Here is a 14,688-nt window from a genome sequence, read left to right on the forward strand (position 1 = left end):
GCGCCGTCCGGCCCCTGCTGAAAAGTCAGGCCTGGGCGGGCTCCGCAGCCGCGTTCCGCCCGGCGGTGGCACGCCTCTGCTCAACGCGCTTGGCCTGCCTGACGAGGTCAGGCTCATCCTGCCGCAGCCAGGCGTACATCGGGGCCGCCACGAAGATCGTGGCCGCCGTTCCGATGAGGATTCCGACGAACAGCGCAAGGGAAAGGTCGCGCAGGGTACCGGCGCCCAGGAGTCCGGCGCCGATGAAGAGGATGGCCCCCACGGGGAGGATTGCCACCATCATGGTGTTGATCGAGCGGACCAGGGTCTGGTTGACGGCGAGGTTGACCTCCTCGGCGAACGTCCGGCGGGTCGAGGCGTCCAGGTCCGCGGTGTTCTCGCGGATCTTGTCGAACACCACCACCGTGTCGTAGAGGGAGTAGCTGAGGACGGTCAGGAAACCGATGATGGCCGAAGGGGTAACCTCGAAGTCGCTGAGGGCGTAGACGCCGGCAGTGATGAACATCGTCACCGCCATGCCGGCAATTGCCGAGAGCGACATCTTCCACGTGCGGAAGTACAGGGCCATCAGCACGGCCGCGAGGAGCACGAAGACCACCAGGCCGATCAGCGCCTGCTTGGTGACATCGGCGCCCCAGGTGGGACCGACGAAGGTGGACGTCACCTCGTTCTCGGTGACACCGTACGCGCCGGTGAGTCCCTCCTTGATGCGAAGCGTCTCATCATCGGTGAGTTTGTCCGTTTGGATCCGCATGGTGGTGCCGGCGACGTTCGCCACGCGCGGGACACTGCCGGGCACCACATCGGTGACGGCCTTCTCCCCCACGGCTGCATCCGTGGTCTGCACGTTGGAGACCGTGAACTCCGATCCGCCGCGGAACTCGATGCCAAGGTTGAAGCCGCCCTTGGCCACCGGGATGAGAATGGACAGCGCAACAGCCACCGCCGCAATGATGAACCAGAGTTTCTTGGCGCCGACAAAGTTGTAGGAGCGTTTGCCGGTGTAGAGCTCGTTGCCGAAGTTGGCGAAGCCTGACATTACTTGTTCTCCTTCGCTGCGGACTTCGAGGAGCCTGCAAGCTGCTCCTGCTTCTCCGCCAGTCGGCGTTCCGCAATGGTCATCCTGCGTTCGGCTTCCGCTGCCGCGCCGGCGTTCTTGGTGCGGACCAGGGCCGGCTTGGCGTCCGGGGTACGGACACGCCCGGCACCGCGGTAGAGCGGGACGGCACCGAGGCGCTTGGGATCGAGGCCGGACAGCGGGTGGCCCTCGCCGAAGAACCTGGTGCGGGCCAGGAGCTGCAGCGTGGGGTGGGTGAACATGAACACGACGATGAGGTCGGCGATGGCCGTCAGGCCGAGGGTGAAGGCGAACCCGCGCACGTTGCCCACGGCCACGAAGTACAGGACCAGGGCTGCCAGCAGGTTGACGGCCTTGGAGGCCAGGACGGTCCGCTTGGCCCGCTTCCAGCCGTTTTCGACGGCGGAAACCAGGCCGCGGCCTTCACGGAGCTCATCCCTGATCCGCTCGAAGTAGACGATGAACGAGTCGGCCGTCTGGCCGATGGCCACGATGATGCCCGCCACGCCGGCCAGGGACAGGCGGTAGTTCTCCGTCCAGCCCAGGATGGCGATGGCGAGGTACGTGAGGATGCCGGCCACCACCAGCGACGCGATGGTCACGAAGCCCAGCGCCCGGTACTGGAACAGGGAGTAGACCACCACGAGCAGGAGTCCGATAAGGCCCGCGAGGAGGCCCATCCGCAGCTGTTCCCCGCCCAGGGTGGCGGAAATCTGCTGTTCGCTTTGGATTTCGAAACTGATGGGCAGGGCGCCGAACCGGAGTTGGTCGGACAGGGCCTTGGCACTTTGTTCGGTGAACCCTCCGGTGATCTGCGGGCGTCCGTCGGTGATGACCGCAAGGGACCGGGGCGCGGAAATGACCTGGTCATCAAGAACAATGGCGAACTGGGCCTTGGGGTCGTTGCCTGCGTCACCGCCGGCGGCCACGTAGAACTGGTTCAGGCGTTCCGTGACCTCCTTGAACTTGGCTGTTCCCTCGTCGTCGAACTGGATATTGACCGCCCAGTCGTTCGTGACGGCACCCTGCGCACCCTGCTGGAGCTGGAAGGAGGACGTGACGATGTTGCTGCCCTTGACCTCCACCGGGCCGAGGATGTACTTGATGGCAGGGGTGGAGTCGGTGGCAGGCTCGCAAGTCACCAGCGGCTTGGCCGGGTCCGAGCGTTCCTGCTTGTCCTGGGCAGGGTTGTCGCAGTCCAGCGTCTCGAACTGGCGGTAGACCTCAGGGGTGATCCAGTTCGTGTCGCTGCTGTTGGCAGGTTCCGCCGTCGGCTTTGGCAGCTGGTCCTCGGGCGCCCGCTGCTCCTCCGGCACCGGTGCACCTGCTCCGGCGAGCAGGACGGGGCGGAAGTTCATGTCCGCCGAGGCCTGGATCAGGTCTCGGGTCTGGCTCGAGGGGGTGCCGGGAAGGCTGACCACCACGTTGCGCCCGGACTGGGTGCTGATCTCAGCCTCGGCAACACCTGAACCGTCAACACGCTGGCGGATGATCGCCACGGCCTGGTTGAGCTGTTCCTCATTGATGTCCGAGCCGCCCTCGACCTTCGGCGCCAGGATCATCTGGGTGCCGCCTTCGAGGTCCAGGGCCAGTTTGGGTGCCCAGCTTGCCTGTCCGGCAAGGGTGCCTCCGGCCAGGACGGCAGTTAGTGCGGCGAGGATTACACCGAGCCAGACCAGGACCCGGAGGCCTGGTTTTTTGGGGCCAGTTCGTGCCATTGTCGATCTTTCTCTTATTCACGGAGGAACCGCCGGTGCCTGCCGTGCTTGCACCGGCGGCGGTCCGCAGCGGTAGAGGTTGTTGGGAAGCAGCGGGGACTAGCTGTCCTTCTTGCCCTCGTCATTGAGGCGCTGCGGGGTTTCGTCCGGTGTCTCCGCCGTCGCAGCGGTGCTGCCGCCTTCGGACGCCGTCAGGGAGGAAGCATCGTCCGGCACGGCCGGGGAAACAACCTCGGGCTCGGCTGCCACCGCGGGTTCCACAATCTTGGTGACGGCCTGGCGGTGCACGGTTGCGAGGTTGCCCGGCGACAGTTCCAGGGTGACCTTGTTTTCCTCCTCGTCGATGGCCACGATGCGGCCGAACAGGCCGAAGCTGGTCATTACCTCCACGCCCGGGCCGAACTTCGACTGGAGCTCCGCCTGCTGCTGCTGCGTCTTCTTGTTGCGGCGGAACATCATGAAGATGAAGACGCCGAGCATGACGAACAGGAGAATTGACATTGGATCCAAGGGGAATTCCGTCCTTTATTTACATAGCTGATTTTCCAGCAACTTCGGCTTCGCTCCGGCCGGGGCAGGACAGTAAGGCAGGCAAAAGCCTGTCGGGTTCCCTTCCCCAGCGACGCAGGAGGCCGGTGGCCGCCCACGAAACAAAGACCCGAACGTGCCGAGCGTCATACCAGTCTAAAGGGAAAAGCTGAACGCAGCCTGCCTATGGGCCCTCCGGGGCCCAGCCGCCCGCGGGTTCGGCGTCCCCGGCCGGTTCGAACAGGTCCAGCTGCTCCTGCGCGAAGACTCCTGACGGAATGGCATAGCCGAGGTGCGTCCAGGCGGGAGCCATGGCTATCCTGCCCCGGGGGGTGCGGCCCAGGAGTCCTTCCCGTACCAGGAAGGGCTCCGCGACCGTTTCCACTGTTTCGGTTTCTTCGCCGACGGCGATCGCGAGCGTGGACAGCCCCACGGGCCCGCCGCCGAATTTGGTGATGAGTGCTTCAAGGACGGCGCGGTCAAGCCGGTCCAGGCCCTTCTTGTCCACCTCGTACATGTCCAGGGCAGCGGACGCCGCCCGCGCGTCAATCTGCTCAATTCCGTGGACCAGGGCCCAGTCCCGCACTCGCCGCAGCAACCTGTTGGCAATACGGGGGGTGCCCCGGGATCGTCCCGCTATTTCGCTGAAACCGGCGGAATTGACTTTGAGGTCCAGCAGGCCGGCAGAGCGGCGCAGCACGAGTTCGAGCTCGGGGACGGAGTAGAACTCCAGGTGGCCGGTGAATCCGAACCGGTCGCGCAAGGGCCCGGGCAGCAGGCCGGCGCGGGTGGTGGCGCCCACCAGGGTGAAAGGCGGCAGCTCGAGCGGGATTGCGGTGGCACCTGCGCCCTTGCCCACCACGATGTCCACCCGGAAATCCTCCATGGCCATGTACAGCATCTCTTCCGCCGGCCGGGACATGCGGTGGATCTCGTCCAGGAACAAGACCTCGCCCTCGGAAAGGGAGGACAGTATGGCGGCGAGGTCTCCAGCGTGCTGGATAGCGGGACCGCTGCTGATCCGCAGCGGGGCGCTCATTTCGGACGCAACGATCATGGCGAGGGTCGTTTTACCCAGGCCTGGCGGGCCCGAGAACAGCACGTGGTCCGCGCTGCGGCCGCGCATCCGTGACGCCTTCAGCACCAGGGACAGCTGTTTCCGCACCCGGTGCTGGCCCACGAAGTCATCGAGGTTCTTGGGCCTGAGCGCTGCCTCAATGGCCCGCTCCTCAGGTTCCTCGCCCGCGGCCACGAGGGACGGTTCAGCCACGGCTGCCTACCCGGTTGCCGGCGCGCGCGCCGTCCTGGCCCAGCCACCGGAGGGTAGTGCGCAGGATCTCCGGCACGTTGCCGCGGAAGGAAACCTCGGGCTCGTCCGCCAGGGCTCTGTCGATGCTTGCCGAGGCGTCCTTCTCGGACCAGCCCAGGCTCGTCATCGCGGCTACCACCTGCGGTTTCCAGGCGGCCTCAGCTGCCGTGGACGCCGCGGCGGCACCCGCGGTGCCGTGCGGCACAAGTTTTCCGGCCAGCTCCAGCACGATCCGCCCGGCCACCTTGGGACCGATGCCCGGCACCTTGGTGAACGTCTTGCTGTCCCCGGTGTGCGCGGCCACCCGGATGCCCTCCGGTTCGTGCACGGCCAGGACAGCCAGCGCCAGCCGGGGGCCAACCCCGCTCACGCTGAGCAGGACATCGAAAACCTCACGCTCGTCGTCGGACGCGAAACCGAAAAGGGTGAGCGAATCCTCCCGCACAATCAACGAGGTGAAGAGCTGGCCCTCTTCCCCGGCCCGAAGCCGGCTCAGGGTTTGCGGGGTGGCGTTGACGCTCATGCCCGCACCGTTGAGGTCAATGACAGCCGTGGAAAGACCCACGTGCGCTACCGTCCCGCGTAGGAAACTGATCAAGGCCGGGCTCCTGGTGTATTGCCGGGCTCCAGGGAGCAGGACCGGCTATCCGAACATATCTACGAATACCCTAGCAAGCCGCCGGGACAATCAGCGTGCGCGGCGCGCCTTTGCTTCCGCCTCGGCCCAGGCCCGCTGGGCGGAAGTGAGCGATGAACTGCCGGGTCCGGTGGTGACTGCACCCTTGTTGGAGGTGCCGCTGCCTGACCGCCAGGCGTGGGTGATGGCCAGCGCCAGGGCGTCGGCCGCATCCGCAGGCCGTGGCGGCGCATCGAGGCGAAGGATCTTGGTGACCAGCTTCGTCACGGCATCCTTGTTGGCGGAACCGCTGCCGGTGACGGCCGCCTTGACCTCCGACGGCGTATGCAGGGCCACCGGGATCCCCCGTCGGGCAGCGGCGGCGATCACCACGCCCGACGCCTGGGCCACGCCCATCACCGTGCTGACGTTCAGTTGGGAAAAGACGCGCTCGACGGCGAGGACCTGCGGTTCATAACGGTCCAGCCATTCATCGATCGAGGTGGCTATGACCAGGAGCCGCTGGTCGAGGCTTTCGTCGGGCGAGGTGCCCACGACGCCCACCGCAACCATGGTGGCCCGCCGGTTCCGTTCCACGTCCACCACGCCGATCCCGCATCGGGTCAGGCCCGGGTCCACCCCGAGGACGCGCAGCGTCACGGTTGGGCGGGTGCGGCGGGCGGGCGGTACGTCACTCAGATTCCAGGGCGGCCTGGACGTCGTCGCTGAGGTCGGCGTTGCTGTAGACGTTCTGGACGTCGTCGAGGTCTTCCAGCGCGTCAACGAGCTTCATGAACTTCCTGGCTGCTTCCAGATCCAGGGGAACTTCCATGGACGGAACGAACTCAGCCTCATCAGTGTCGTACTCGATGCCGGCCTCCTTCAGGGCGTCGCGGACGGCCTGAAGGTCCTTGGGGTCTGAGTGGATCTCGAAGGTTTCGCCGTTGTCCTTGACTTCCTCGGCTCCGGCGTCCAGGACAGCCATCAGGACGTCGTCCTCGGTCAGGTCCTTCTTGGGCAGCGTCACCACGCCCTTGCGGCTGAACAGGTAGCTTACCGAGCCGGGATCGGCAATGGTGCCGCCGTTGCGGGAGATCGCGAGGCGGACCTCGGAGGCGGCGCGGTTCTTGTTGTCCGTGAGGCATTCGATCAGCAGGGCGGAACCCTGCGGGCCGCGGCATTCGTACATGATCTCTGTGTAATCGACCACTTCACCGGTGAGCCCGGCCCCGCGCTTGATGGCACGGTCGATGTTGTCGGCCGGGACAGACGTCTTCTTCGCTTTGGTGACGGCGAGTTCCAAGCCCGGGTTGCCTTGCAGGTCAGGGCCGCCCATGCGCGCGGCAACTTCAATATTCTTGATCAGCTTGGCAAACGACTTGGCGCGCCGGCTATCGAGGATGGCCTTCTTGTGCTTGGTCGTTGCCCATTTGGAGTGGCCTGACATGCTCTACGCTTCTCCTCTGATCATGCGGATAAAAAGTTCGTGTACGCGTTTCTCCCCAGTCACTTCCGGGTGGAAGGAGGTGGCCAGCAACTGGCCGGAACGCACTGCAACAATTCTAGCCGTCCCGGGCAGCGGGACCGCGTGGGACGCGTGTTCCGGGTCGGCCGGCTCAACCTGGGCAAGGATTTCGACGCCGGGACCCACCCTCTCCACCCAGGGCCCCCGGATGAACACGGCATGGACGGGCGGGACGCCGTCTTCCGTTGCGCTGAATTCAAGGCCTTTGAACTCCAGGTCCGTCTCGAAGGACTCGCGCTGCCGGCCGAAGGCGTTGCGGCGGACGGTGATGTCCAGGCCGCCGAAGGTCTGCTGCGGTGCCCCGGACAGGTCCGTCGCGGGATCGGCAATGTCGTCGGCAAGCAGGATCATCCCCGCACATGAGCCATAGACGGGCAGGCCTTCGGCGATGCGTTCCCGCAGCGGTTCGGCCAGATCAAAGGCGCGCGCCAGCTTGTCGATTGCAGTGGACTCGCCGCCCGGAATCACCAGCCCGTCCAACCCGTCCAGTTCCTTCGGGCGGCGGACGCCCACAGCCTGGGCACCCGTCCGTTCGATCGCACGGAGGTGCTCGCGGAAGTCGCCCTGGAGCGCCAGCACACCGATCCGAAGGCCGGCGCCCGGGCGCGCAGAATCAGCTGAAGGGGAATTTGCCATCCACCCAGCATAAGCGCCCAAACCATCCTGCCTGGCTCCTAGCAGGCGCCTGGCGGAGGTTGCATGCCGTTGCTGGGATATATTCAAAACATGCTCTACTTCAGTGTTCCGCTCGGCAAGCTGGTCCGCCGCGTCTCCCGGCTCAGGGGTGGCGGGTCCGCCCTGCCGGGGCTGGTGGTTGAAAAAATCGACCCCGGCTTCATGCGGCGGACGCTCACCACGCTCCCCCACGGCGTCGCCGTCGTCAGCGGCACCAACGGCAAGACCACCACCACCAAAATGGTGGTGGAGCTGCTGGAAAGCCAGGGCCTCAAGGTCTTCACCAACCGCACGGGGAGCAACTTCACCCGCGGTGTGGCCGCAGCCCTGCTGGGCGAGGTGGATTGGCGCGGCCGGCTCGACGCCGACGTCGCGGTCCTGGAACTCGACGAAGCCCACGCCGTGCACTTCGTCAACAGCGTGCCGCCGCGCTACTGCCTGCTGCTGAACGTCCTCCGCGACCAGCTGGACCGCTTTGGTGAAATCGACAAGACGGCCCAACTGCTCCAGCACATCGCTGCCAAGACCACCGGGACGGTGGTGCTGAACCGTGAGGATCCCAGGGTGGCCCGGATCGCCGAAACGCTGACCGGCCAGGACGTCAAATACTTCGGCCTGGACGATTCGCTCCTGGGCACCTTCCCCAACGACGATGATATGCGGGCCGCTCCCGGCAGTCCCGCCCCGGCGGGCCTGCCGGAGAAGCCCGCTGCCGACGTCGTCCTTCGCAAGGTGGGCGCGGACACGGCCGAGTTCGAGTACGACGGCGTCACGGTCAGCACAGGCATGAAGCTTCGGGGTGTCTACAACATCTTTAATGCGGCCGCGGCGCTGACGCTCGCGCGGAGCATCTGCGGCAGCGGCGCCGCCACGGCCAACCATGAGACCCTGTTGGATGCGCTGTCCCACGTGGCACCGGCATTCGGACGCGGGGAAAGCCTTACCGTGGACGGCCAGCCCCTGGACCTGGTCCTGGTCAAGAACCCGAGCGGCTTCCGGCTCGGCCTGAAGTCCTTCCCGGCCGGAGGCTACGCCACCATGATCGCCATCAATGACAACTATGCGGACGGCCGGGATATGTCGTGGCTGTGGGATGTTGAGTTCGATTCCCTGCGGGAAGGCGGGGTGGACCAGCTGACCGGGTCCCGCGCCTATGACATGGCCCTCCGGCTGCAATACGACGACGTCCCCGTCGGCAGTGTGCAGACGGACATTGCGCCGGCCCTTGCAGCCTTCATCCGGGAAGCCCGGGGAAAGCCGAAGCGCATCTTCTGCACCTACACCGCCATGCTGGCCATCCGCCGTGAACTGTCCAAAATCACCACCGTGGAGGTTGTCTCTTGAGCCAGGCAGGTGCGGACCCCGCACGGGAGAACTCTGAGAGCAAGGGCACCCTCCGCGTGGTGCAGCTCTACCCGCGGGACATGAACATCTACGGCGACTGGGGCAATGCCCTGGTCCTGCAGCAGCGGATCAGGTGGCACGGCTACACTCCGGAGCTGGTCGAGTACAACGTGGGGGATCCGTTCCCCGACGGCGTGGACATTATCGTGGGCGGCGGCGGCCAGGACAGCGGCCAGCTGGTGATCCAGGACGACCTGCAGTCGCGGGCCGGAGTACTGAAGGACCTGGCTGAGGACGGTGCGCCGATGCTTGTCATCTGTGGGCTGTACCAGCTCTTCGGACACTTCTTCAAGACCCGCACAGGCGCCGTGATCCCGGGCATCGGCATCCTGGACGTGGAAACCCACGGGACGGACGAACGCCTGATCGGCAACGTCAAGGTCTCCACCCCGGAGTTCGGCGAAGTCCTGGGTTATGAGAACCACAGCGGCCAGACCACCCTTGGCAGCGGCGTGCGGCCTTTGGGCTCCACCCCGAAGGGTATGGGCAACAACAGCAGTGACGGCCACGAGGGTGCCCGCTACCGCAATATAGTGGCCAGCTACCTGCACGGCTCCCTCCTGCCCAAGAATCCGGCCATCGCGGACTTCCTGATCCGCACGGCAGCGGAGCGCAAGTACGGCAGCTTTGTTCCGGGCCATCCGGATGACCACTACGCGGAACTGGCCAGGGAACACGCGGCGCGGCGCCCTCGCTGACCCGGGGCGGGACAGTCAGCGCTCAGCGCCAGTTAAAGTACTCACGGTGTATGTTCGCCCGGCGGACACCGGCGGCGCGAAAAGCCTTCCCAAACTGGCGGAGCATCTTGTCCGGACCTCCCATGAAGACAGACAAGCGGCGAGGTTCCACGGCTACGGAGCCAAGGACCATCTCAGGAGTCAGCCTCCCGTCCGTATCCGTGTCCACGAAATGGACCGTAAGGCCAGGGTGGGCCCTGGCGATACCTGCGATTTCTTGGGCAAAGGGCGACGTGCCTGATGAGGTGACGAACAGATCGACGGTGCCCTCCAGCTTTCCTTCCAGGGAACGCAGCCAGCTAAGGAACGGGGTGATCCCCACGCCTCCTGCTATCCAGACCTGGTGCCCGGTCCCGGCGTCGCGGTCGAAGCGGCCATAGGGTCCGCTGACTACCGCCGGCATGCCGGGGAGCACCGCGTCGGGCATGCCGGCGGTGTGATCACCCAGGGCCTTGACCGTGATGCGTATCCGGCGCTCCCGGACGGAGCCCGAGATCGAAAATGGATGCCGCTGCCATCCTTGCTTCGTCTCCAGATAGATCATGGCGAACTGGCCTGGTTTGAACTTCAGCGGCCTTCCCAGTGGCAGGAGGCTAACCTCCACCAGGCCCGGCGCCACGATGTCGACGCGTTCCACCTGGTAATCGTGGTGGGGCAGGAAGTGCCGCGCCAGGAGTTCCCGGTAGGCGTAGAAGGCAAGTCCCGTGCCGCCGATGGCCACGTAGCTCCAGCGCAATCCTGGTACCGCATCGAAGGCGCTGGCGTCCAAAAGGCCATGCAGAAAGCCGGCAGCGACAAAAAGTCCTGTCAGGCGGTGGAAGCCGCGCCACCGTTCATAGCCTCCAAGCAGGCGCCGAAGAAGCCGCACAGGCCAGGCTTCGCGGAAGTCGAGCACCATCCGCCGGACAGGGGCAGGCAGCATGGTGCGCCAGCGAGGCAGGACGGCCCAGACCACCAGGGCGGCAAGCCCGGTTGCGGCGATGACGGCCAGCGCCTTGCCCACGCTGGTGGCAGCGGGGTTGGCGGCAAGTTGGATGTGGGGCACCAGGAGCAGGCTTCCGGTAATCGCAAGGCGGCGGTGCCAGATGGCGGCGTGGTCAATGCCACCGAAGATGTGCTCCACCTGCGGAAGCGTACTGATCAGGACCAACGCTATGGAAAAGAGCAGGATGGACTCGCCACCAAAGAGTTGTCCCAGGTAGCCCGGCACAGCCTCCCCTCCGGGCCGCATCAGGTACCAAAGGACTGCATAGGCCGCGGAAAAGCCCATAATGCCGGCGGGCCCGGTCCACCGCACGGGGAGGCCAGGATGCCCGGCCACTCTTCCTGACTCCGGCTGCGGGTTCACCACGGATCACGGCTCCTTCGTTACCAGGAGTTCGTGGGCGCCGGCGGACGGGGCGTCCATGGACTCGACCACCCCCAGAGTACGCTCCCTGGTCGCGGCGTCGGCTTCCGGCCCGGCACAGGGCCCCTGCGGCGCGTCGGAGGCCACCGAACACCAGCGGTAGGGATCCCGGACAATAACCGAAGGAGCCCAGGCCAGGTCCGTGGCTGACCACCTGCCCGACGTGTCCTGGCCGAACTGTACCCTGACCAGCAGGCCCTCATTGTTGACCACATACCACGGGGAAAGTTCCGTGATGGCGTTGCCCAGCCCGTACACGATCCAGGTGCCCTTGTAATTTTCAATGGGCTGCACGGCGTGCGCGTGGTGTCCGTAGACCAGGTTGAACTGGCCGCTGTCCGCCAGGGCACGCGCCACCTCCCGCTGCTGGACGTTGGGTTCACTGGCGTATTCGTCCCCCGCATGCATGGCCGCCAGCACGATGTCCGCCCCCTGCGCCCGCGCTTTCTCCGCCTTGGCGATCATGGTGGGGGCATCGAGCATGTCCACCTGCCAGGGATGGTCCGGAACCAGCCCGTTCAGCCCATAGGTTCCCTGGACAACAGCGATCTTTGCCGCCGCCGTCTGCATAATGAGGATCTTTTGGGACTCGGTTTCGGTCCGGTAGGAGCCTGTGTGTTTGAGGCCGGTGGCGTCCAGGGTATCCAGGGTTCGCAGCAGTCCGTCCGTCCCGCGGTCGATGGTGTGGTTGCTGCCCGTTGTGCAGGCCTGGTAGCCGACCTCTTTTGAGGCGGTAATGATCTGCGGCGGAACGTTGAAGGAGGGATAGGCCGAGAACGGGCCGTCCGGACCGGATACGGGAGTTTCCAGGTGGCAGATGGCGAGGTCGCTGTTGTTGATGTACCTGCGCTGGCCTTCCAGGAGCGGCACGAAGTCCATTCCCGGCTTGCCTGCGGCCGCCGCGTCGTGCTGTCCCTGCTGCCACAGCTGCGCGTGCACCAGCATGTCTCCGGTGACCAGCACCGAAGTGCAGCGGAGCACGGGGCAGGCAGGCCCTTTGCCGGGGGTCGGGGTGGGTGTCGGTGTGGACGGCGGAGCAGGGGTTGTGGCCGTCACGGGACCAGAACTGCCGGAACCGCCCGCTGCCGGACCCGCCCCGGCGGAAGCGGAGTTTCCCGCCCGGGCCGTGGACCCGTCCTGCTCCGCCAACAGGCCGCAGCCTGCCACGGCCCCTGCCAGGAGCACCGAAACGGCCAAGGCCGAAGCGGAAGCATGGGCGCGGATATGCACCGGCCCCCTGCCGGATATGGTCCCCATAGCTGCCATTGTAGGGACGGCGGCGTGGCGTGGCGCACATTGAGAAGCGTGGCCTGCTGTGAAAGGTTTTAGTTCATGACCAACCCCCTTCTGGCGCCCAGTCCCCTACCGTACGGGCTTCCGCCCTTCGCCGGGATCGAACCCGCCCACTACGAGCAAGCCATCGAAGCGGGCCTCGCCGAACACCTGGCCGAGATCCAGGGAATCGTGGACACCCCGGCACCGGCCACCTTCGACAACACGGCGCTGGCGATGGAGCGCTCCGGCCGCCTGCTGGACCGGGCCGCCGCGTCCTTCTTCACACTGGTGTCAGCGGACGCGTCGGACCGGATCCGGGACCTCGAAACGAAACTTTCCCCGCTCTTCTCAGCCCACCAGGACGAGATCTTCCTGAACCGCGGACTTTTCGAGCGCTTTGCCGCCATCGATACGGCCCAATGTGATGCCGAGTCCACCCGGCTGGTGGAGGAATACCTCAGGGAATTCCGGCAGTCCGGCATCCAGCTTGACGGCCCGGGCCAGGAGAGGCTCCGCGCTATCAACGCCGAACTCTCACAGCTGGGCACGGAGTTCGGACAGCGGGTCAAGGACGGAATGAAGTCGGCCGCCATCCTGCTTGACCATGCCGGGGATCTGGCCGGCCTGCCGGCGGATGACATTGCCAGCGCTGCCGAGGCCGCCCGCGCGGCCGGCCATGACGGGAAGTTCCTGCTGACGCTGATCCAGCCCAGCAACCAGCCCGCCCTGGCCGCCCTCGAAAACCGCGACGTCCGCCGTCGGCTCTTCGAAGCCTCCGTAGCCCGGGGCAGCAGCGGCGGCAGCCTCGACGTGCTGGACCTGGCAACATCAATGGCGCGGCTCCGCGCCGAGAAGGCATCGCTGCTCGGCTTTGCCAACTACGCCGAGCTGGTGGTGGACCGCCAAACTGCTCCGGACTTCGAATCGGTCCAGGCCATGCTTAGCCGCATGGCCCCGGCAGCGGTGCGGAACGCGGACGCCGAAGCGGCGGCGCTGGCCGAGGCTGCGGGCCATCCGCTGGAGGCCTGGGACTGGGCCTTCTACTCCGCCAGGGTCCGCCGCGGGAAGTATGCGGTGGACGAACAGGCACTGCGTCCCTATTTCGAACTTGACCGGGTCCTGGCCGACGGGGTTTTCTTCGCCGCCACATCCCTGTACGGCATCACGTTCCACGAGCGGGACGACCTCTCCGGCTACCACCCTGATGTACGCATTTGGGAGGTCCGGGACGAGGACGGTGAGGGACTGGGCCTGTTCCTGGGCGACTACTACACCCGCGAGTCAAAGCGTGGCGGGGCCTGGATGAATTCCCTGGTTGAACAGTCGGCGCTGCTGGGAACCAAGCCTGTTGTCATCAACAACCTGAACATCTCCAAGCCGCCGGCCGGCGAGCCAACCCTGCTGACCCTGGACGAGCTGCGGACCACGTTCCACGAATTCGGCCACGCCCTGCACGGGCTCTTCTCCAACGTTACGTACCCGCGGTTTTCCGGCACGTCAGTTCCCCGCGACTTCGTTGAGTACCCGTCCCAAGTCAATGAAATGTGGATCATGTGGCCCGAAGTCCTGGAAAATTATGCGCGCCACCACGCCACCGGTGAGCCGCTGCCGGCCGCCGTCGTGGAAAAGCTCAACGAATCCCGGCTGTGGGGCGAGGGTTTTGCCACCACCGAGTACCTGGGCGCGGCCTTGCTGGACCTTGCCTGGCATGTCCTCGGGGCCGGCGATGTTCCGGAAGACGCCCTGGCTTTCGAAGACAAGGCCCTCGCTGCCGCGGGAATCGCCCACGCCCTGATTCCGCCGCGCTACCGCACCGGCTACTTCCAGCACGTCTTCGCAGGCGCAGGGTACGCAGCAGGCTACTACTCCTACATCTGGAGCGAGGTCCTGGACGCGGAAACGGTGGACTGGTTCACCGAAAACGGCGGCCTGACACGCGCGAACGGCCAGCGCTTCCGCCAGGAGCTGCTGTCACGAGGTAACAGCCGGGACCCCCTGGAATCCTTCCGCAGCCTCCGCGGCCGCGACGCCCGCCTGGAACCGCTGCTGAAGCGCCGCGGCCTGGAATAAGGGTTTCCAAGTAGGTAGCGCTAAGTGTCGTTTTGAACCTCCAAAACGACACTTAGCGCTACCTACTTGGGATAAACGAACGACGGCGGCGGGTCACCTTCCCGGGTGACCCGCCGCCGTCGTACTGCTTTTGAAGCTGTTACCAGCCGCGCTCGGCGAGGCGGTGGGGCTGGGGGATCTCGTCGACGTTGATGCCCACCATGGCTTCGCCGAGGCCCCGGGAGGCCTTGGCGATGACGTCGGGGTCATCGAAGAAGGTGGTGGCCTTCACGACGGCGGCGGCGCGCTGGGCCGGGTTGCCGGACTTGAAGATGCCCGAGCCGACGAACACGCCGTCAGCGCCGA

General features: G+C 65.9%; 13 protein-coding genes and 1 pseudogene. 3 read left to right on the forward strand and 11 right to left on the reverse strand.

The window, feature by feature from the left end:
- Positions 1-25: 25 nt before the first annotated feature.
- The 8 genes from secF to pdxT form a co-directional block, all read right to left on the reverse strand.
- Positions 26-1,039 (reverse strand): protein translocase subunit SecF, encoded by a 1,014-nt coding sequence (gene secF / locus ACQ3DC_RS09160; protein ID WP_430752043.1) that lies wholly within the window; start codon positions 1,037-1,039, stop codon positions 26-28.
- Complete coding sequence (gene secD, locus ACQ3DC_RS09165) at positions 1,039-2,796, reverse strand: protein translocase subunit SecD (RefSeq protein WP_430752044.1); 1,758 nt, start codon at positions 2,794-2,796, stop codon at positions 1,039-1,041. The genes secF and secD overlap by 1 nt, the downstream gene beginning before the upstream one ends.
- A 99-nt stretch (positions 2,797-2,895) precedes the next feature.
- A complete protein-coding gene (gene yajC, locus ACQ3DC_RS09170) occupies positions 2,896-3,297 on the reverse strand; it encodes a preprotein translocase subunit YajC (RefSeq protein ID WP_157242058.1) in 402 nt (133 codons plus the stop codon).
- Positions 3,298-3,508: 211 nt separating this feature from the next.
- Entirely contained in the window at positions 3,509-4,594 is a 1,086-nt protein-coding gene (gene ruvB / locus ACQ3DC_RS09175; protein ID WP_321213635.1) for a Holliday junction branch migration DNA helicase RuvB, read from the reverse strand.
- Positions 4,587-5,231 (reverse strand): Holliday junction branch migration protein RuvA, encoded by a 645-nt coding sequence (gene ruvA, locus ACQ3DC_RS09180; protein ID WP_430752045.1) that lies wholly within the window; start codon positions 5,229-5,231, stop codon positions 4,587-4,589. Before ruvA ends, ruvB begins: the two co-directional genes overlap by 8 nt.
- A 90-nt stretch (positions 5,232-5,321) precedes the next feature.
- Positions 5,322-5,909 carry a crossover junction endodeoxyribonuclease RuvC gene (gene ruvC / locus ACQ3DC_RS09185; RefSeq protein ID WP_321213637.1) on the reverse strand — a complete coding sequence of 196 codons (588 nt, stop codon included), beginning with the start codon at positions 5,907-5,909 and terminating at the stop codon, positions 5,322-5,324.
- Between the two features lie 31 nt (positions 5,910-5,940).
- Positions 5,941-6,696 (reverse strand): YebC/PmpR family DNA-binding transcriptional regulator, encoded by a 756-nt coding sequence (locus ACQ3DC_RS09190; RefSeq protein WP_157242056.1) that lies wholly within the window; start codon positions 6,694-6,696, stop codon positions 5,941-5,943.
- Between the two features lie 3 nt (positions 6,697-6,699).
- Entirely contained in the window at positions 6,700-7,410 is a 711-nt protein-coding gene (pdxT, locus tag ACQ3DC_RS09195) for a pyridoxal 5'-phosphate synthase glutaminase subunit PdxT (protein ID WP_157242055.1), read from the reverse strand.
- Positions 7,411-7,500: 90 nt separating this feature from the next.
- On the opposite strand from pdxT, the gene ACQ3DC_RS09200 reads away from it, so the two are divergent.
- Entirely contained in the window at positions 7,501-8,793 is a 1,293-nt protein-coding gene (locus ACQ3DC_RS09200) for a Mur ligase family protein (RefSeq protein WP_197432502.1), read from the forward strand.
- Positions 8,790-9,551, forward strand: a complete 762-nt coding sequence (locus ACQ3DC_RS09205) for a type 1 glutamine amidotransferase (protein WP_430752046.1) — start codon at positions 8,790-8,792, stop codon at positions 9,549-9,551. Before ACQ3DC_RS09200 ends, ACQ3DC_RS09205 begins: the two co-directional genes overlap by 4 nt.
- A 22-nt stretch (positions 9,552-9,573) precedes the next feature.
- Here ACQ3DC_RS09205 and ACQ3DC_RS09210 read toward each other — a convergent pair whose 3' ends face one another.
- Together ACQ3DC_RS09210 and ACQ3DC_RS09215 are read right to left on the reverse strand one after the other, a co-directional pair.
- Complete coding sequence (locus tag ACQ3DC_RS09210; protein WP_430752047.1) at positions 9,574-10,911, reverse strand: ferredoxin reductase family protein; 1,338 nt, start codon at positions 10,909-10,911, stop codon at positions 9,574-9,576.
- Positions 10,912-10,944: 33 nt separating this feature from the next.
- The gene (locus ACQ3DC_RS09215) at positions 10,945-12,255 is read right to left on the reverse strand and encodes a CapA family protein (protein ID WP_430752048.1); all 1,311 of its coding nucleotides are present in this window, start codon (positions 12,253-12,255) and stop codon (positions 10,945-10,947) included.
- A 75-nt stretch (positions 12,256-12,330) separates the two neighbouring features.
- On the opposite strand from ACQ3DC_RS09215, the gene ACQ3DC_RS09220 reads away from it, so the two are divergent.
- A complete protein-coding gene (locus ACQ3DC_RS09220) occupies positions 12,331-14,343 on the forward strand; it encodes a M3 family metallopeptidase (protein ID WP_430752049.1) in 2,013 nt (670 codons plus the stop codon).
- A 139-nt stretch (positions 14,344-14,482) separates the two neighbouring features.
- Here ACQ3DC_RS09220 and ACQ3DC_RS09225 read toward each other — a convergent pair.
- A pseudogene (locus tag ACQ3DC_RS09225) lies at positions 14,483-14,688 on the reverse strand (pyridoxal 5'-phosphate synthase lyase subunit PdxS); the annotation flags it as partial.

Origin of the sequence: Paenarthrobacter sp. NEAU-H11 (genome assembly GCF_050573415.1) — a bacterium.
Lineage (GTDB): Bacteria > Actinomycetota > Actinomycetes > Actinomycetales > Micrococcaceae > Arthrobacter.